Below are 16,769 nucleotides of genomic sequence, written 5' to 3' on the forward strand. Positions count from 1 at the left end.
TTTATAGCGGCGCCCGAACTGAGCAGTTTTTAACCATGTCTGTGTTCACTCCCCTGGCTCGGCCCGAGCTGGAAACTTTTCTCGCCCCTTACGGGCTTGGCCGTCTGCTTGATTTCCAGGGGATCGCCGCCGGCAGCGAAAACACCAATTTCTTTATCAGTCTGGAGCAGGGCGAGTTCGTCCTGACCCTGGTCGAACGCGGTCCGGTGCAGGAGATGCCGTTCTTCATCGACCTGCTCGACGTCTTGCACGAGGCCGATCTGCCTGTGCCTTATGCACTGCGCACCACCGACGGCGTGGCGTTGCGTGAACTGAAAGGCAAACCGGCGCTGCTGCAGCCACGTTTGGCCGGCAAGCACATCAAGGTCGCTAACGCCCAGCATTGCGCGCAGGTTGGCGAGTTGCAGGCGCATCTGCATCTGGCGACCCAGGGCGAGCACATGATCAAGCGCAAGACCGATCGTGGCCTGGACTGGATGCTGGAGGAGGGCACGGAGTTTCTCTCGCACCTGAGCGATGAGCCGCGCGGGTTGCTGCAAAAAGCGCTGGATGAAATCACCCGGCAGAAAGAGAAAATTCTCGCGCTGCCACGGGCCAACATCCACGCCGACCTGTTCCGCGACAACGCGATGTTCGAAGGTACGCACCTGACCGGGCTGATCGACTTCTACAACGCCTGCTCGGGGCCGATGCTGTATGACGTGGCGATTGCCTTGAACGACTGGTGCTCGGACGATGACGGCTTGATCGACGGCCCGCGTGCCCGGGCATTCCTCGGTGCCTATGCGGCGCTGCGTCCGTTCACGGCGGTAGAAGCAGAGTTGTGGCCGACCATGCTGCGCGTGGCTTGTGTGCGGTTCTGGCTGTCGCGGTTGATCGCGGCTGAGCAGTTTGCCGGGCAGGACGTGCTGATTCACGAACCGAAGGAGTTTGAGCAGCGGTTGGCGCAGCGGCAGAGCGTTAGCATCCATCTACCGTTCGCCCTTTAAGAGCAAAAGATCGCAGCCTTCGGCAGCTCCTACACAGTGATCCCCCGTAGGAGCTGCCGAAGGCTGCGATCTTTTTTTGGGGGCTACAACGACTCCAGGCACCCCGCCAGATCGTTACCCAGCTTTTCCAGCACTTGTTCATAACCCTGAGCGGTCGCCGGGGTGTAGCCGCCCAGCGCATCCAACTCCGCCAGTTTCACCGGCAAGCCAGCCACCAGGGTTTCCGCCAGACGCGGGCGCAACGGCGGTTCGCTGAACACGCAAGTCTTGCCCACTTCCTGCAAACGCTTACGCATCGCCGCCACATGCTGCGCGCCCGGTTGCACTTCTGCGGCCACGCTGAACACTCCGGTGTGGTTCAGGCCGTAAGCCTCTTCGAAGTAATCGAAAGCCTCGTGAAACACGAAGTACGGTTTACCTTCAACACTGGTCAGTCGTTTCTTCAGGCGCAGATCCAACGCATCCAGGCGTTCGTCGAAAGCCTTGGCGTTGCTCTGGTAGCGCTCGGCATTCGCTGGGTCGGCGGCGCTCAGGTCAGCGGCCATTTTGTCGGCAATTACCCGCGCGTTGACCGGCGATAGCCACAGATGTGCGTCCAGCGTGCCCGGGCGGTGATCGTGATCATGATCGTCAGCCTCTTCTGCGTGGGAATGGCTGTCTTCTGCGAAGTGGCGCAATTTCAGGCCCGGCAGATCCTGCACGGCGACGCTCGGCAGCGTACGACCCTTCAGCACGCGCGGCAGGAAACCTTCCATGTCCGGGCCGATCCAGTAGAGCAGATCAACCGATTGCACCTTCCGTACGTCGGATGGGCGCAGCGCGTAGTTATGCGGTGAGGCACCCGGCGGCAGCAGCACTTCGGGAATCGCTACGCCGTCCTGCACGGCAGCGGCAATAAGCTGTAGCGGTTTGATGCTGGTGAGGACTTTGACCTCGGCCTGGGCTGAACCGATCAGCAGAAAACTGGCGACAAAAGCCACAAAAACAGAAAAAAGTCGGGACACGATGACCACTCAAGGAGGCGAGAACGGGTAACATAATAACGTCTCTATCAAAACTCGTCGCCGCCCATGCCTATTACACCGATTGCCAGCCGTCCCCACGACCACTCTCATTGCGTACACAGCGCTTTGTCCGAGGCCGATACCTTGTGCGCCCAGAAAGGTTTGCGCCTGACCGCGTTGCGCCGCCGGGTGCTGGAACTGGTGTGGCAGAGCCACAAGCCGCTGGGTGCCTACGACATCCTCGCCGTACTCAGCGAGCAGGACGGTCGCCGCGCCGCGCCGCCGACCGTCTACCGCGCGCTGGATTTCCTCCTGGAAAACGGCCTGGTGCATCGCATCTCCTCGCTCAACGCCTTCGTCGGCTGCGTCCACCCGGAACACGCGCATCAAGGCCAGTTCCTGATCTGCCGCGATTGCCATGCTGCCATTGAGCTTGAACAAAAAGTGATCAGTGACGCGATCATCAACAGCGCCAAGGATGTCGGCTTCATCGTTGAGGCGCAGACCGTTGAAGTGGTCGGCCTCTGCTCTGGTTGCCAGGGGGCTTGATGAGCAACGCGCTGATCCGTCTGGAGCAGGTCGCCGTCACGTTTGCCGGGCAGACCGTGCTGGACAACATCGAGCTGAGCGTCGAGCCGGGGCAGATCGTCACCCTGATCGGCCCCAACGGCGCCGGCAAGACCACGCTGGTGCGCGCCGTACTCGGGCTGTTGAAACCGAACAGCGGCAGCGTCTGGCGCAAACCGAAACTGCGCGTCGGCTACATGCCGCAAAAACTTCATGTTGATCCGACTCTGCCGCTCTCTGTGCTGCGCTTTCTGCGGCTGGTGCCGGGCGTTGATCGTCCGCGTGCGCTGGCGGCATTGAAAGAAGTCGGTGCCGAGCACGTCATCGACAGCCCGGTGCAGAGCGTTTCCGGTGGGGAAATGCAGCGCGTGCTGCTGGCCCGGGCGCTGCTGCGCGAGCCGGAATTGCTGGTGCTCGACGAGCCGGTACAGGGCGTAGACGTCGCGGGCCAGGCCGAGTTGTACAGCCTGATCACCCGTCTGCGCGACCGCCACGGTTGCGGCGTGTTGATGGTCTCTCACGACCTGCATCTGGTGATGAGCACTACCGATCAGGTGGTTTGTCTCAATCGCCACGTTTGCTGCTCCGGGCATCCCGAGCAAGTCAGCGGCGACCCGGCTTTCGTCGAACTGTTCGGCAAGAACGCCCAGAGCCTGGCGATTTATCACCACCATCATGACCACGCCCACGACCTGCACGGTTCGGTGGTCAAAGGCCCTGTTGCGGGCCAACCCCATGTTCATGGAGACAACTGCAAGCATGGCTGATTTTCTGTTGTATGCCCTGCTTGCAGGTTTGGCGCTGGCGGTGGTTGCAGGGCCGCTCGGCTCGTTTGTGGTCTGGCGGCGCATGGCCTATTTCGGCGATACCTTGTCCCACGCCGCATTGCTCGGTGTGGCGCTGGGTTTTCTGCTGGATGTCAGTCCTACGGTCGCGGTCACGGTCGGCTGTCTGCTGCTGGCGGTGCTGCTGGTGACCTTGCAACAGCGTCAGCCGCTAGCGTCTGACACGCTTTTGGGAATTCTCGCACCGAGCACCCTCTCTCTCGGACTTGTAGTACTAAGCTTCATGCATGAAGTGCGGATCGACCTGATGGCCTATCTGTTCGGCGACCTGCTGGCGATCAGCCCGACTGATCTGGCGTGGATCCTCGGCGGCAGCGCCGCGGTGCTGGTGTTGCTAGTGACGCTGTGGCGGCCATTGCTGGCGATCACCGTGCACGAAGAGCTGGCTAAGGTCGAAGGCCTGCCGGTCGCCGGTCTGCGCATGGCGCTGATGCTGTTGATTGCAGTGGTGATCGCCGTGGCGATGAAAATCGTCGGTGTGTTGCTGATTACGTCGCTGTTGATCATCCCGGCGGCTGCGGCACAGCGTCACGCCCGGTCGCCGGAGCAGATGGCACTGGGCGCGAGCCTGCTGGGCATGCTCGCCGTGTGTGGCGGACTGGCGTTGTCGTGGTTCAAGGACACCCCGGCCGGGCCGTCAATCGTTGTGACGGCGGCCGCACTGTTTCTGCTGAGTTTTGTTCTGCCCCGCCGAGGGGTGTAGACTTGCTCGCTTTTTGCGCAATTAGAGAGTCGCAGGAATGAAGCCGTTCGCCTCCCGTTATCTGCTCCTTGTCGCATTTTCAGTGCTGCTGGGCGCCTGCCAAAGCACGCCGCCGGTGGCCGAAGTCCCCGATGCGCGGGCTACGGCCATCGCACAGCTGGAGCAAAGCCTGGCCAGCAGCGAACTGGCCACGGCCGAAGATCAATTGGCCGCCTTGCAGGCCGAAACCCCCAACGATCAATCCCTTGAGCAATATCAGCGGCAATTGGCCGAAGCGTATTTGCGCCGTAGCCAGATCGTCCTGCAGAAGGGTGATGTAAACGCTGCTGCCACCGCGTTGAGCCGTGCGCGCGTGTTGATGCCAAAGGCCCCGGCGCTGACCGGTGGTGTGAATGGTGCCATTACCGAAGCGCGCAAGGCTGAGCTTGAGAAGGCCGAAGCCGCACTGCTGGCGGCAGAAGCCAAGCCAAAAGCCAAGGTGATCGATCCGACCGCCGAAAGCACCACCGTTGCGTTGAACATCACCGATAGCCATAAACTTCGTCGGCAACTGGATGCGATCGCCGCTGATGTAGTGAATTACGAGTGTGCCGTGAGCATCCAGGCACCCCGCACCGATGATTACCCATGGCTGGCCAATTTGCTGACCAAGCGGGTTAAGAAATTGAATCCGGATTTTGATCTGAAGATCGAGAAGCAGATTTTGCGCACTGTGCCGGCGCAGATGGTTTTGAGTCCGCGTAAACCCTAAAATCTTCGCGAGCAGGCTTACTCCCACAGGTACAGCGTGAACTTGTGGGAGTCAGCCTGCTCGCGAAAGCGTCCTTTAGGCCGGAACGGCTTTCGCCTTAGGCTCCCGCGCCCAAACCCGGTGTTGCCCGATCGCGGCAAAGAACGGCTTGGTCAGCGCCGTGACATCCTTGCCCTCCAGCAACCCGGCATCCGCCTCCAGCTTCAACACATCCAGCATTTGCTTCGCTTCACCCTGCAAGGCAATCGCCTTCAGATGCTTGTACGCCTCCAGCAGGTAATGCAACGCCACACCATCACCGCTCAACGCCTTGATCGACGCCGCGCCACCTGGCACGAACACCGCATCGAAGATCACCGAAGGCATGCCTTCCATCGACGCATCCACCGGCAGGCTTTTGCCATCGGCGGTCTTCACTGGCGCCGACGTCGGGCCGAGCAACTTGGCGTGCGCCCCTTCAGCGGCCAAAGCTTTCTTCATCGCATCAATCGCCGCACCATCGACGCCGTTGGCGGCAAGGATCGCGACTTTTCGCGTCTTGATGTTTTCCGGCAACAAATTGGCCTGACTCAGCGACGGCGAATGATCAAAGGACGTTTTGCGTGCCTCGACCGTGCCTTTGGTTGGCGCCGGCAGGCCCAGGTTGTCCGCCACGCGTTTGGCCAGTTCCAGATCGATATTGGCCAGAATCTCGTTCACTTCCCGCGCGCGGATGAACTCTCGTTCTACCTTGCCCAGCTCAAAGCTGTAGGCGGCGATGATGTGTTCTTTCTCGTGCGCGCTCATGCTGTTGAAGAACAGCCGTGCCTGGGAGAAGTGATCACTGAACGACTCGCTGCGCTGGCGAATCTTGGCGGCGTCGATGCGTTCCGGGTACGTCTCGAAACCGCCGTCCTGTGCGGCCGGCGGGGTTTCTTTCGGCCAGCCGCCATCAATCGAGTTCGGCTCGTAGGACGCACGGCCCTTGTCGATCACCGTACGGTGCTGAGCATCGCGCTGGCCGTTATGGAACGGTGCGACCGGGCGGTTGATTGGCAACTCATGGAAGTTCGGCCCGCCGAGTCGGCTGATTTGCGTATCGGTGTAGGAAAACAGTCGACCTTGCAGCAATGGGTCATTGGAGAAGTCGATCCCCGGGACGATATGGCCCGGGCAGAACGCAACCTGTTCAGTCTCGGCAAAGTAATTGTCGGGATTGCGGTTCAGGGTCATTTTGCCCAGCGGCGTGATCGGCACGATTTCTTCAGGGATCAGCTTGGTCGGGTCGAGGATATCGAAATCGAAGTCGTGCTCGTTTTCTTCTTCGATGATTTGCACGCCCAACTCCCATTCCGGGTAGTCGCCCATCTCGATGGTTTCCCAGAGATCGCGACGGTGGTAGTCGGTGTCTTTACCGGCGAGCTTCTGAGCCTCGTCCCACACCAGCGAGCAAGTGCCGGCGGTAGGGCGCCAGTGGAATTTGACGAAGCGCGATTTACCCTCGGCGTTGACCAGTCGGAAGGTGTGCACACCGAAGCCTTGCATGCTGCGCAGGCTTTTCGGGATCGCCCGGTCGGACATCGCCCAGATGACCATGTGCGCCGATTCCGGTACCAGCGAAACGAAGTCCCAGAACGTGTCGTGGGCCGATCCGCCGGTAGGGATTTCATTGTGCGGCTCGGGTTTTACCGCATGGACGAAATCGGGAAACTTGATCGCATCCTGAATGAAGAACACCGGCATGTTGTTGCCGACCAGATCGAAGTTGCCTTCGTCGGTGAAGAACTTTACGGCGAAGCCGCGCACGTCACGCACCGTGTCGCCGGAGCCGCGTGGCCCCTGCACGGTGGAAAAGCGCACGAACACCGGGGTCTTTTTCCCCGGATCCTGGAGGAATCCGGCCTTGGTCAGCGCCGCATGATTCTCGTAAGCCTGGAAGAAACCATGGGCGCCGGTGCCACGGGCGTGGACGATGCGCTCCGGGATTCGCTCATGGTCAAAGTGCGTGATCTTTTCACGCATGATGAAGTCTTCCAGCAGCGAAGGCCCGCGGGGGCCGGCCTTGAGGGTGTTCTGGTTGTCGGCGATTTTCACGCCCTGGTTGGTGCGCAGGGCCTGGCCGGTGGCGTCGGAGCGAAATTTCTCCAGACTGTCGAGTTTGCTATTGGTGTTGGCGCGATCCGGGGTGTCGGTTCCAGCCAGTTCACTTTTGCCGGAGGCAGGTTTCTTGGTACTCATCAGACGTAAACTCCTCGTTTGACCCCTTTCAACGGGGACTCTTGAGCGTTTCCGGGCACGGTTACCCAGGGTTTCAAGTCGCTTAACTAGTGACTGACGAGAAGGAACCGGCGTTCCTTTTTTATGACCTTTGATCTTGTTATTGCCAAATCGAAGGTTAATTGAGAAATAAATGCTAAGAACCTCTATACGGACAGGCTAAAATGCGCGCCCGGCTAACCGCTGATCCTTTTCTAACGCGCCCCACAAGGTTCGCTACGTGATCGAGTTTCAAAACGTCCACAAGACTTACCGCGTCGCCGGTAAGGACATCCCCGCCCTGCACCCGACCAACCTCTCGATCGAGAATGGTCAGGTTTTCGGCCTGATCGGCCATTCCGGTGCGGGAAAAAGTACCCTGCTGCGTCTGATCAATCGCCTGGAAGAATCCAGTGGCGGCAAAATCATCGTCGACGGCGAAGAAGTCACCGCGCTGGATGCCAACGGCCTGCGCCGTTTCCGCCAGCAAGTCGGGATGATCTTCCAGCACTTCAACCTGCTCGCGTCCAAGACTGTGGCTGACAACGTTGCGTTGCCGCTGACCCTGGCCGGCGAGCTGTCGAGCAGCGAAATCGACAATCGCGTCGCCGAGTTGCTGGCGCGCGTCGGTCTGTCCGACCACGCCAAGAAATACCCGGCGCAACTGTCCGGCGGCCAGAAACAGCGCGTCGGCATCGCCCGCGCCCTGGCGACCAAGCCAAAGATTCTGCTGTGTGACGAAGCCACCAGCGCCCTCGACCCGCAGACCACCGCTTCGGTCCTGCAACTGCTGGCCGAGATCAACCGCGAGCTGAAACTGACCATCGTCCTGATCACCCACGAGATGGATGTGATCCGCCGTGTGTGCGATCAGGTGGGCGTGATGGATGCCGGCGTGATCGTCGAGCAAGGTTCGGTGGCCGATGTGTTCCTGCATCCGAAGCACCCGACCACCAAGCGTTTCGTCCAGGAGAGCGAGCAGATCGACGAAAGCGAACAGCGCGATGACTTCGCTCACGTGCCGGGTCGTATCGTGCGTCTGACTTTCCAGGGCGAAGCGACCTACGCGCCGTTGCTCGGTACCGTCGCCCGGGAAACCGGTGTCGACTACAGCATCCTTGCTGGTCGCATCGACCGCATCAAAGACATTCCGTACGGGCAATTGACCCTCGCCGTCACCGGTGGCGACATGGAAGCGGCGTTCGCCCGCTTCACCGCCGCTGACGTTCACATGGAGGTGCTCCGTTAATGGAACTGCTCAAGACGTTCTTCGAAAACATCGACTGGTTTGAAATCTGGCTGGCGACTGGCGACACCATGCTGATGCTCGGTGGCTCGCTGTTGTTCACCGTTTTGCTCGGCCTGCCGCTGGGCGTGCTGCTGTTTCTCTGCAGTCCGCGCCAGTTGCTGGAAAACCGTGCCCTCTACGCGTTCATGTCGCTGGCGGTGAACATCCTGCGGTCGCTGCCGTTCATTATTCTGTTGATCGTGATGATCCCGTTCACCGTGCTGATCACTGGCACGTCGCTGGGCGTTGCCGGTGCGATTCCGCCGCTGGTGGTCGGTGCCACGCCGTTCTTCGCGCGTCTGGTCGAGACTGCGCTGCGTGAAGTCGATCGCGGCATCATCGAAGCGACCCAGTCGATGGGCGCGACCACCCGGCAAATCATCATGAACGCCTTGCTGCCGGAAGCCCGTCCGGGCATCTTCGCGGCGATTACGGTGACGGCGATTACACTGGTGTCCTACACGGCGATGGCCGGTGTGGTCGGCGCCGGTGGTCTGGGTGACTTGGCGATCCGCTTCGGCTACCAGCGTTTCCAGACTGACGTGATGATCGTCACCGTGGTGCTGCTGTTGATTCTGGTGCAAGTGCTGCAAATGGTAGGTGACAGACTGGTCGTGCATTTCTCGCGTAAATAAACCGGTTTGATATTCAAGAATGAGCCGGCCATTCGCTGGCAGGCGCCTGACGGGCGCCCAAAAAGGAGTTAGCTGAATGAAAAAACTGATCGCTGCTTTCGCTGCTGTTGCTGCGTTTTCGGCCCACGCCGAAACCCTGACCGTTGCCGCCACCCCGGTGCCGCACGCGGAAATCCTCGAGTTCGTGAAGCCGGCACTGGCCAAAGAAGGCGTGGATCTGAAGGTCAAGGTCTTCACCGACTACATTCAGCCGAACGTACAGGTTGCCGAAAAGCGTCTGGACGCCAACTTCTTCCAGCATCAGCCGTACCTCGATGAGTTCAACAAGGCCAAGGGCACCAGCCTGGTTGCCGTGACCGGCGTGCACCTGGAGCCACTGGGCGCCTATTCCAGCAAGATCAAGGATCTGAAAGATCTGCCAAGCGGTGCCAACGTGGTGATCCCGAACGACGCCACCAACGGCGGCCGTGCGCTGTTGCTGCTGGCCAAGGCTGGCGTGATCACCCTGAAGGAGCCGAACAACATTCTGTCGACCGTCAAAGACATCGCGCAGAACCCGAATGACCTGAAAATCCGTGAACTGGAAGCCGCGACCATCCCGCGCGTGCTGACCCAGGTCGATCTGGCGCTGATCAACACCAACTACGCGCTGGAAGCCAAGCTCGATCCGTCCAAGGATGCGCTGGTGATTGAAGGTAACGACTCGCCATACGTGAACATCTTGGTGTCCCGTGCGGACAACAAGGACAGCGACGCGATGAAGAAACTGGCCGCTGCCCTGCACAGCCCGGAAGTGAAGCAATTCATCACCGAGAAGTACAAAGGTGCGGTATTGCCGGCGTTCTGATTCTGGTTGCTTTAACGAAGAAGGGGACGCCATGTGCGTCCCCTTTTTTTGCCTGAAATACCGCTCTCGTAGCACCGCATTTGTGGCGAGGGGATTTATCCCCGATGGACGGCGCAGCCGTCCCAGTACCCCTGAATACAGTGCATCAGTGAGTGCGCGAATGCCGTGTTTGGGGCCGCTGCGCAGCCCATCGGGGATAAATCCCCTCGCCACAAAGGTTTCCCGGTGCTTGCTGTGGTGACTTACTTGCGGTTAAGCATTACCGGGAGTTGCGCCACCAGTTTGGCGTTATTCAACGGCGCCCGGATAAACCCACGCTGCGTCCCGTCCGGCCCGATCACCGCCAGATTCCCACTGTGGTCAACCGTGTAATTCGGCTTGCTGGTATCCGCCGGAATAAACGGAATACTCACTGCATTGGCCACCTTCTGCAGCTCTTCAATCGAGCTCGGCGTCAGGCCGATGAACTGCGGATCGAAGTAACCCAGATACTGCTTCAACTGTTTCGGGTTGTCCCGGTTCGGGTCGACGCTGACCAGCACGATCTGCAACTTATCCGCAGCATCCTTCGGCAACTCGCTCTTGATCTGGCGCAGTTGCGCGAGAGTGGTCGGGCAGATGTCCGGGCAGAACGTGTAGCCGAAGAACAGCAGGCTCCACTTGCCTTTCAACTCGTCGATGGCGACCGGTTTGCCGTCCTGATCGGTCATCGTCACGTTTGGCAGGGTGCGGCTCTGCGGCAGCAGGATGATGCCGGCGTCGATCAGCGCGGTGGGGTCGCCCTGGCCCTTGCCGCTCAGCACTTTGTTGACGGTCAGGCCGAGGATCAGCGCGATCACGGCGACGAGGATGAAGACGGTTTTCTGGGTTCGAGTCATAGGTTCAACAGTAAGTAGTGGTCTACGAGCAGGGCAATGAACAACAGGAACAAGTACCAAATAGAGTACTTGAAGGTGTTGATCGCCGCGTGCGGCCGAGTGCCACGGTACAGCACCACGGCCCATTGCAGAAACCTTGCGCCCAGAGCCAGCGCGCAAACCAGATACAGCACGCCGCTCATGTGGATCACGTACGGCAGCAGGCTCACAGCCAGCAGCGCGAAGGTGTACAGCAGAATATGCACTTTGGTGTAGTGCTCGCCGTGGGTGACCGGCAACATCGGGATGTCGGCCTTGGCATATTCCTCCTTGCGATGGATCGCCAGCGCCCAGAAGTGCGGCGGGGTCCAGGCGAAGATGATCAGCACCAGCAGCAACGGTTCGGCGCTGACATGGCCGGTGGCGGCGGTCCAGCCGAGCAGCGGCGGCGCGGCGCCGGCGAGGCCGCCGATGACGATGTTCTGCGGCGTTGCGCGTTTGAGGAAGCCTGTGTAGATCACTGCGTAGCCGAGCAAGGAGGCGAGGGTCAGCCACGCGGTCAGCGGATTGGTGAAGGTCAGCAGCAACGCCTGACCGAGCAACGCCAGCGCGAGCGCGAAGGTCAACGCGGCAGCAGGCGAAACCCGGCCCTCGGCCAGCGGCCGCTTATGGGTGCGCGCCATGACTGCATCGATGCGCCGATCCACCACATGGTTGACCGCCGCCGCGCCACCGGCACACAGCGCAATGCCCAGATTGCCGAACACCAGCACCGTCCACGGCACCCCGGCGCGGGTCGCGAGGAACATGCCGACCAGCGAGGTGATGAGCATCAGAACCACGACTTTCGGTTTGGTCAGCTCCAGATAGTCACGCCAGATCGCCTGAGTGGGGCGTTCGCCGATCAGAATCGCCATGGCGTTTCTCCTTTTATTGTTATGGGCGCGGCGGAGTGTTTACGCGGGCTGAAGCGCCAGCGCGCGAGTACTGGTTGTCTGACCCGGACCAGGCTGGTGCGCGCGTGATAATTGACCAGCACCAGGGTCAGCAGCAGCGCCGCGCCGCCAGCGTTGTGCGCCACGGCAACCGGCAGCGGCAGATGGAAAATCACGTTGCTGATGCCGAGAGTGATTTGTGCGCCGAGGGCAATCAGCACCAAACCGGCCAGCCGGGTCATGCCGACCACTTTCAGTTGCCAGGCCAGACCGAGCAGCACCAGCGTCACCAGCAATGCGCCGATGCGGTGGGTCAGGTGAATCGCTGTGCGGGCATCGCTGTCGAGTTGTCCGCCGAGGTAATTGGGGCCGATGTGTTGGGTCAGGTGAAAGCCGTTGGCAAAGTCGGCGGGCGGCAGCCATTGGCCGTGGCAGGTGGGGAAATCGATGCAGGCCACCGCGGCGTAGTTGGAACTGACCCAGCCACCTAGAGCGATCTGGCCGATCACCAGCAGCAGTCCCGCCGTCGCCCAGTACTGCAAGCGTTTGGGCACGGTCAGCGCCGGCAGCACGCCGGACAATCTCAACGTCAGCAGAAACAACAGGCTCAAGGTCGCAAAGCCGCCAAGCAAATGCCCGGTGACCACTTGCGGCCAGAGCTTGAGCGTCACCGTCCACATGCCGAACGCCGCTTGGGCGAACACCACCGCCAGCAGAAACAGCGGCAGCTTCAATGGCTGCCCGGGATGGCGACGATTGACCCACGCGCGCCCGGCCAACACCGAAATGAGCAGGCCGAGGGCGCCGGCGAAGTAGCGGTGGATCATCTCGTTCCAGCCCTTGTGCGTCTCCACCGGCGCGTCGGGGAAATGCAGCTCGGCATGGGCCAGTTGGGCTTCGCTTTTCGGCACGCTGATAAACCCGTAGCAGCCCGGCCAGTCCGGGCAACCGAGGCCGGCGTGGGTCAGGCGGGTGTAGGCGCCGAGCAGCACCACAATCAGTGCCAGCAAGGTGGCAAACAGCGCGAGGCGAAATCCAGGTTTGGCCATGACGATGCCCTTATCCGATGTTCGACAGTTTCAGCAGGTGGCGCAGGTCGTTGAGCAGATCCTTGCCCTTCACATTCGGGTCGTAACGCAGCACGAGGTTGCCGTGGGGGTCGATGATCCACAGTTGCGGCGTGGTCTGGTCGCCCGTTGTCTTGCTGAACGTGGCGGCGTCCAGCGGATAGCGTTGCAACTGCGGATATTCGCGGGTGAGTTTGGCTTGGTAGTCGGCGCTCAAAGGTTGCGCAGCGGCGAGGGCGTGGCTGGCGCGCCCGGCTTCGCGGCCGAGGCCGATCTGGATCTGCCGCGCCAGATACACCAACTGCTGGCAATCCACCGCGCAATCCTTCGGCGCGGTCACCAGCATCTGCCAGCGCTCCTCATCCGCCTGCACACCCAGCTCGGCGCGTGTCTGGCCGTTGCCGATCAGTTCGCCGTGATAACTGCGGCCTTCCGGCACCCAGAACTGTAATTTGTACATGCCGGTGGCGAGGATCATCGGGCCGACCACGCCGAGCACGATCAGCAGCAACTGCAGACGTCCGCGACGCCGACTGGCCGGGGCTTTGGCTTCAGACATGCTGGGTGGATTCATGGCCGTTCCCATGGTGTTTCTCCTTTGCGTTGTGCAAGCCTAAGTAGACGTAGAGACCGAACAGGGCGGTGGCCATGGCGAACCACTGCACGGCGTAACCGAGGTGTTTTTCCGGACCCATCGCCACCACCGGCCAGTCGGCCTGATAGCTCGCCGGGCCGGGTTCGGCGCGTAATTCGTAGGCGAAGCCGTCGCGCTCGAGGGATTTCCACAACTTGGCTGGATCGACGGCGGTGATGGTTTGCGGCCATGTGCTGCTGGCCGGGTCGGCGTGAAGCTGGAAGGTCGCGCCGGGGGCGACGTAGACCCAGGCATCGATATTCAGCGCCTCGGAAGGCGTGGTGAATTGCGGCGGCACGCGTCGATCCGGCCACGGCAGCCAGCCGCGATTGACCAGCAACCACAGGCCGGTGCGTTGATCCTGAAACGGTTGCAGCAACTCGACGCCGACCTTGCCGTTGCGCTGGCTGTTGTCGAGCAGCAGGCTGTGAGCGGCGTCGAACTGGCCGGAAAGACGCACGCGGCGATAGGCCGGCTCAGCACTATTGAGCAACTCGCTGCTGGCCATCGGTTCAGCGGCGCGGCGCTCGGCGTAACTGGCGAGCAGGGCGGTTTTCTCCGCCCCCCGGCTCAATTGCCAGAAGCCCAACGACACCAACAGCGGCAGCAACAATGCCACGACAACCGTCGGTACGACGCCCGGGCGAAAGCGCTTCATGGCATCGCCATAAAGTCAGGCATCGCGATCGCTATACTCAAGTGCATCGCCTGTCCCCCGGAGTCTTCCCATGCTCAAAGCAGCCATCGTTCTGCTGCTGATTGCCACGGTGATCAGCCTGTTCAGCGGCCTGTTTTTCCTGGTCAAGGACGACAGCAGTTCCAATCGTCTGGTCATCGCCTTGAGTGTTCGGGTGGCATTGGCCGCTGCCACCGTCGGCTTGATCGCCTGGGGCTTTTACAGCGGCCAACTGGTGTCGCACGCGCCTTGGTGATCCAGGTTCAGAGCACGTAAACGAAGATGAACAAGCCGATCCACACCACGTCGACGAAGTGCCAATACCAGCTCGCCGCTTCGAAGCCGAACTGGTGCTCGTTGTCGAAGTGGCCCTTCATGATCCGCATCAGCATCACAAACAGAATGATCGTGCCGATGGTCACGTGGGCGCCGTGGAAACCGGTGAGCATGAAGAACGTCGCGCCGTAGATGCCCGAACCCAGGGTCAGGCCCAGCTCCTTATAAGCGTGAATGTATTCTTCGGCCTGGAAGCCGAGGAATGCGCAGCCCAGCAGCACGGTGATCGCCAGCCAGATTTTCAGCGCGCCGCGATGGCCTTTCTTCAGCGCATGGTGGGCAATGGTGATGGTCACGCTGGAGCTGACCAGCAGAATCGTGTTGATCAGCGGCAGACCCCACGGGCTGATAACGTCTTTGGCCGGCGGGAACAGTTTCGGATCCGGCGTGTTCAGCAGCGGCCAGGTGAACTGAAAATTTGGCCAAAGCATGTGCGCGACCCCTTTTGGGCCTTCACCTCCGAGTGCCGGGCCGGAAATGTGCCGCACGTAGAACAGCGCACCGAAGAAAGCGACGAAGAACATCACCTCGGAAAAGATGAACCAGCTCATGCCCCAGCGAAACGAGCGATCAAGCTGCGCGCTGTAGAGTCCCGCGCGACTTTCCTTGATCACCGTGCCGAACCAGCCGAACAGCATGTACGCCACCAGCAGGCCGCCGATGAAAAAGATCAGCGGGCCGTGGGATTCCGGGCGCGCTGCCTTCAGATCGTTGAACCAGACGGCCAGGCCGTACACGGTGACGAGCATGCCGATCGTGGCGATGATCGGCCATTTGCTCTGGGCCGGAACGTAATAGTGCTCATGAGTTGCCATTTATTGTTCTCCTTATCGGGCACGCTCAACCGCCAGTGTTTACAGCCACCGGTGGATGTCGGGCGGTGATATCGAACAGCGTGTAGGACAGCGTCAGGTGCTTCACATCCTTGGGCATGTCGCGGTCAACAATGAAACGCACCGGCATCTCGATCTGCTGACCGGGCTGCAGCACCTGCTGGGTAAAGCAAAAGCATTCGGTCTTGTGGAAATACGCCGCCGCATTGCTTGGCGCGATGCTCGGCACGGCTTGCGCACTCATCGGTTTGTCGGTGGGGTTGCGGGCGATGAAGATCATCTCGTTCACCGCGCCGGGGTTGGCCGTCAGCTCGTCGTGCTTTGGGTAGAAGTCCCACGGCATGTCGGCGGTGTTGGTCGACAAAAACTGCACGCGCACCTGGCGGGAGGTGTCGACCACCTGCTCGCCCTCGTACTGCCCACCGGTCTTGCCATTGATGCCGAAGGCTTTGCACATCACGTCGTAGATCGGCACCAGGGCAAACCCGAAGACAAACATCGCCACTACCACCGCGAGCAGGCGGGTGACGAGTTTTTTCAGCGAGATCGAGTCAGCCATGATTTTCAGCCTCTCCCACAGTCATTTGTGCAGGGCAGAAATTGTTCATTTCACTTCCGGCGGCGTAGTAAAGGTGTGATACGGCGCCGGTGACGGCACGCTCCATTCCAGACCTTCGGCGCCATCCCACGGTTTGGCCGGTGCCGGCTCGCCGCCTCGGATGGTCTTGATCACGATGAACAGGAAGAAGATCTGCGTGGCGCCGAACATGAACGCGCCGATCGAGGAGACCATATTGAAGTCGGCGAACTGCAGGTTGTAGTCCGGAATCCGCCGCGGCATCCCCGCAAGGCCCACGAAGTGCATCGGGAAGAAGGCCATGTTCATGCCGATGAACGACAGCCAGAAATGCAGCTTGCCGAGGGTTTCGTCGTACATGTGGCCGGTCCACTTCGGCAGCCAGTAATAGGCCGAGGCGAAGATCCCGAAGATGGCCCCCGGCACCAGCACATAGTGGAAGTGCGCGACCACGAAGTAGGTGTCCTGATACTGGAAGTCCGCCGGGGCGATGGCCAGCATCAGCCCGGAGAACCCGCCGATGGAGAACAGGATCACGAACGCCACGGCAAACAGCATCGGCGTCTCGAAGGTCAGCGAGCCTTGCCACATGGTGCTCGCCCAGTTGAACACCTTGACCCCGGTGGGCACGGCGATCAGTAGCGTGGCGTACATGAAGAACAGCTCGCCCACCAACGGAATGCCGACCACGAACATGTGGTGCGCCCAGACAATGAACGACAGGAACGCAATGCTCGCCGTGGCGTAGACCATCGAGGTGTAGCCGAACAGCGGTTTGCGCGAGAAGGTCGGGATGATCGAGCTGACGGCGCCGAACGCCGGCAGGATCATGATGTACACCTCGGGGTGGCCGAAGAACCAGAACACATGCTGGAACAACACCGGGTCACCGCCACCGGCGGCACTGAAGAAACTGGTGCCGAAGTGGATGTCGAGCAGCCGCAGGGGCACGCACCCGGCCCGCCGCGGCGTCGCCGCGCGGAGCGGGGC

At 60.9% G+C, this 16,769-nt stretch carries 19 protein-coding genes; 9 read left to right on the forward strand and 10 right to left on the reverse strand.

From position 1 onward, the window contains the following. Positions 1-35: 35 nt before the first annotated feature. Entirely contained in the window at positions 36-989 is a 954-nt protein-coding gene (locus tag ACIOVB_RS13205; RefSeq protein WP_401268287.1) for a homoserine kinase, read from the forward strand. 83 nt (positions 990-1,072) lie between these two features. Here ACIOVB_RS13205 and ACIOVB_RS13210 read toward each other — a convergent pair whose 3' ends face one another. Beyond that, a complete protein-coding gene (locus tag ACIOVB_RS13210; RefSeq protein WP_187677295.1) occupies positions 1,073-1,993 on the reverse strand; it encodes a metal ABC transporter solute-binding protein, Zn/Mn family in 921 nt (306 codons plus the stop codon). A gap of 66 nt (positions 1,994-2,059) precedes the next feature. Between ACIOVB_RS13210 and ACIOVB_RS13215 the strand changes: the two genes are divergently transcribed. Genes ACIOVB_RS13215 through ACIOVB_RS13230 form a run of 4 tightly spaced genes read left to right on the forward strand, consistent with a single transcriptional unit; the run spans position 2,060 to position 4,859 of the window. After that, complete coding sequence (locus ACIOVB_RS13215) at positions 2,060-2,542, forward strand: Fur family transcriptional regulator (protein WP_007911760.1); 483 nt, start codon at positions 2,060-2,062, stop codon at positions 2,540-2,542. Then, a complete protein-coding gene (znuC, locus tag ACIOVB_RS13220; RefSeq protein ID WP_401268292.1) occupies positions 2,542-3,327 on the forward strand; it encodes a zinc ABC transporter ATP-binding protein ZnuC in 786 nt (261 codons plus the stop codon). The genes ACIOVB_RS13215 and znuC overlap by 1 nt, the downstream gene beginning before the upstream one ends. After that, positions 3,320-4,108, forward strand: a complete 789-nt coding sequence (gene znuB, locus ACIOVB_RS13225) for a zinc ABC transporter permease subunit ZnuB (protein WP_041073699.1) — start codon at positions 3,320-3,322, stop codon at positions 4,106-4,108. The genes znuC and znuB overlap by 8 nt, the downstream gene beginning before the upstream one ends. Positions 4,109-4,145: 37 nt before the next feature. Beyond that, a complete protein-coding gene (locus ACIOVB_RS13230) occupies positions 4,146-4,859 on the forward strand; it encodes a PA5502 family lipoprotein (protein WP_187677297.1) in 714 nt (237 codons plus the stop codon). Between the two features lie 75 nt (positions 4,860-4,934). Here ACIOVB_RS13230 and katE read toward each other — a convergent pair whose 3' ends face one another. Further along, positions 4,935-7,076, reverse strand: coding sequence for a catalase HPII (gene katE / locus ACIOVB_RS13235; RefSeq protein WP_401268295.1), 2,142 nt, complete (start codon positions 7,074-7,076; stop codon positions 4,935-4,937). A gap of 259 nt (positions 7,077-7,335) precedes the next feature. Here katE and ACIOVB_RS13240 point away from each other — a divergent pair, with 259 nt between their 5' ends. The 3 genes from ACIOVB_RS13240 (at position 7,336) to ACIOVB_RS13250 (ending at position 9,864) form a co-directional block, all read left to right on the forward strand. Next, positions 7,336-8,343 carry a methionine ABC transporter ATP-binding protein gene (locus tag ACIOVB_RS13240; protein ID WP_401268297.1) on the forward strand — a complete coding sequence of 336 codons (1,008 nt, stop codon included), beginning with the start codon at positions 7,336-7,338 and terminating at the stop codon, positions 8,341-8,343. After that, on the forward strand, positions 8,343-9,017 hold the full coding sequence (locus ACIOVB_RS13245; protein ID WP_187677300.1) for a methionine ABC transporter permease: 675 nt from the start codon (positions 8,343-8,345) through the stop codon (positions 9,015-9,017). The genes ACIOVB_RS13240 and ACIOVB_RS13245 overlap by 1 nt, the downstream gene beginning before the upstream one ends. 76 nt (positions 9,018-9,093) lie before the next feature. Then, complete coding sequence (locus ACIOVB_RS13250) at positions 9,094-9,864, forward strand: MetQ/NlpA family ABC transporter substrate-binding protein (protein ID WP_401268301.1); 771 nt, start codon at positions 9,094-9,096, stop codon at positions 9,862-9,864. A gap of 242 nt (positions 9,865-10,106) precedes the next feature. On the opposite strand, the gene ACIOVB_RS13255 is transcribed toward ACIOVB_RS13250, so the two are convergent. From ACIOVB_RS13255 to ACIOVB_RS13275, 5 genes are read right to left on the reverse strand one after another with little or no spacing between them, the layout of a single operon-like run. After that, positions 10,107-10,742: an SCO family protein gene (locus ACIOVB_RS13255; protein WP_401268304.1), complete on the reverse strand. Its 636-nt coding sequence runs from the start codon at positions 10,740-10,742 to the stop codon at positions 10,107-10,109. Continuing rightward, positions 10,739-11,638, reverse strand: coding sequence for a heme o synthase (gene cyoE, locus ACIOVB_RS13260; RefSeq protein ID WP_187680722.1), 900 nt, complete (start codon positions 11,636-11,638; stop codon positions 10,739-10,741). Before cyoE ends, ACIOVB_RS13255 begins: the two co-directional genes overlap by 4 nt. Then, complete coding sequence (locus ACIOVB_RS13265; protein ID WP_401268306.1) at positions 11,626-12,705, reverse strand: heme A synthase; 1,080 nt, start codon at positions 12,703-12,705, stop codon at positions 11,626-11,628. Before ACIOVB_RS13265 ends, cyoE begins: the two co-directional genes overlap by 13 nt. 10 nt (positions 12,706-12,715) lie before the next feature. Then, positions 12,716-13,309, reverse strand: a complete 594-nt coding sequence (locus tag ACIOVB_RS13270) for a hypothetical protein (RefSeq protein ID WP_401268309.1) — start codon at positions 13,307-13,309, stop codon at positions 12,716-12,718. Beyond that, positions 13,275-14,015 (reverse strand): SURF1 family protein, encoded by a 741-nt coding sequence (locus tag ACIOVB_RS13275; RefSeq protein ID WP_401268312.1) that lies wholly within the window; start codon positions 14,013-14,015, stop codon positions 13,275-13,277. The genes ACIOVB_RS13270 and ACIOVB_RS13275 overlap by 35 nt, the downstream gene beginning before the upstream one ends. A gap of 70 nt (positions 14,016-14,085) precedes the next feature. Here ACIOVB_RS13275 and ACIOVB_RS13280 point away from each other — a divergent pair, with 70 nt between their 5' ends. Beyond that, the gene (locus tag ACIOVB_RS13280; protein WP_003220344.1) at positions 14,086-14,289 is read left to right on the forward strand and encodes a twin transmembrane helix small protein; all 204 of its coding nucleotides are present in this window, start codon (positions 14,086-14,088) and stop codon (positions 14,287-14,289) included. 7 nt (positions 14,290-14,296) lie between these two features. On the opposite strand, the gene ACIOVB_RS13285 is transcribed toward ACIOVB_RS13280, so the two are convergent. From ACIOVB_RS13285 to ACIOVB_RS13295, 3 genes are all read right to left on the reverse strand, one after another. Further along, positions 14,297-15,184 carry a cytochrome c oxidase subunit 3 gene (locus ACIOVB_RS13285; protein ID WP_187680726.1) on the reverse strand — a complete coding sequence of 296 codons (888 nt, stop codon included), beginning with the start codon at positions 15,182-15,184 and terminating at the stop codon, positions 14,297-14,299. A 25-nt stretch (positions 15,185-15,209) separates the two neighbouring features. Then, positions 15,210-15,761 (reverse strand): cytochrome c oxidase assembly protein, encoded by a 552-nt coding sequence (locus ACIOVB_RS13290; protein WP_095190261.1) that lies wholly within the window; start codon positions 15,759-15,761, stop codon positions 15,210-15,212. A 45-nt stretch (positions 15,762-15,806) separates the two neighbouring features. Next, on the reverse strand, positions 15,807-16,769 hold a 963-nt coding region (locus tag ACIOVB_RS13295; protein WP_401268315.1), incomplete at its 5' end, for a cbb3-type cytochrome c oxidase subunit I.

Source organism: Pseudomonas sp. NPDC087639 (assembly GCF_044743385.1).
Lineage (GTDB): Bacteria > Pseudomonadota > Gammaproteobacteria > Pseudomonadales > Pseudomonadaceae > Aquipseudomonas.

What these genes read in the sequence shown, in the direction of transcription:
- ACIOVB_RS13280 (WP_003220344.1), top strand. Translation starts at nt 14,086, where the DNA reads ATGCTCAAAGCAGCCATCGTTCTGCTGCTGATTGCCACGGTGATCAGC.
- katE (WP_401268295.1), bottom strand. Translation starts at nt 7,076, where the DNA reads ATGAGTACCAAGAAACCTGCCTCCGGCAAAAGTGAACTGGCTGGAACC.
- ACIOVB_RS13215 (WP_007911760.1), top strand. Translation starts at nt 2,060, where the DNA reads ATGCCTATTACACCGATTGCCAGCCGTCCCCACGACCACTCTCATTGC.
- znuB (WP_041073699.1), top strand. Translation starts at nt 3,320, where the DNA reads ATGGCTGATTTTCTGTTGTATGCCCTGCTTGCAGGTTTGGCGCTGGCG.
- ACIOVB_RS13245 (WP_187677300.1), top strand. Translation starts at nt 8,343, where the DNA reads ATGGAACTGCTCAAGACGTTCTTCGAAAACATCGACTGGTTTGAAATC.
- ACIOVB_RS13270 (WP_401268309.1), bottom strand. Translation starts at nt 13,309, where the DNA reads ATGGGAACGGCCATGAATCCACCCAGCATGTCTGAAGCCAAAGCCCCG.
- cyoE (WP_187680722.1), bottom strand. Translation starts at nt 11,638, where the DNA reads ATGGCGATTCTGATCGGCGAACGCCCCACTCAGGCGATCTGGCGTGAC.
- ACIOVB_RS13275 (WP_401268312.1), bottom strand. Translation starts at nt 14,015, where the DNA reads ATGAAGCGCTTTCGCCCGGGCGTCGTACCGACGGTTGTCGTGGCATTG.
- znuC (WP_401268292.1), top strand. Translation starts at nt 2,542, where the DNA reads ATGAGCAACGCGCTGATCCGTCTGGAGCAGGTCGCCGTCACGTTTGCC.
- ACIOVB_RS13265 (WP_401268306.1), bottom strand. Translation starts at nt 12,705, where the DNA reads ATGGCCAAACCTGGATTTCGCCTCGCGCTGTTTGCCACCTTGCTGGCA.
- ACIOVB_RS13250 (WP_401268301.1), top strand. Translation starts at nt 9,094, where the DNA reads ATGAAAAAACTGATCGCTGCTTTCGCTGCTGTTGCTGCGTTTTCGGCC.
- ACIOVB_RS13285 (WP_187680726.1), bottom strand. Translation starts at nt 15,184, where the DNA reads ATGGCAACTCATGAGCACTATTACGTTCCGGCCCAGAGCAAATGGCCG.
- ACIOVB_RS13205 (WP_401268287.1), top strand. Translation starts at nt 36, where the DNA reads ATGTCTGTGTTCACTCCCCTGGCTCGGCCCGAGCTGGAAACTTTTCTC.
- ACIOVB_RS13290 (WP_095190261.1), bottom strand. Translation starts at nt 15,761, where the DNA reads ATGGCTGACTCGATCTCGCTGAAAAAACTCGTCACCCGCCTGCTCGCG.
- ACIOVB_RS13255 (WP_401268304.1), bottom strand. Translation starts at nt 10,742, where the DNA reads ATGACTCGAACCCAGAAAACCGTCTTCATCCTCGTCGCCGTGATCGCG.
- ACIOVB_RS13230 (WP_187677297.1), top strand. Translation starts at nt 4,146, where the DNA reads ATGAAGCCGTTCGCCTCCCGTTATCTGCTCCTTGTCGCATTTTCAGTG.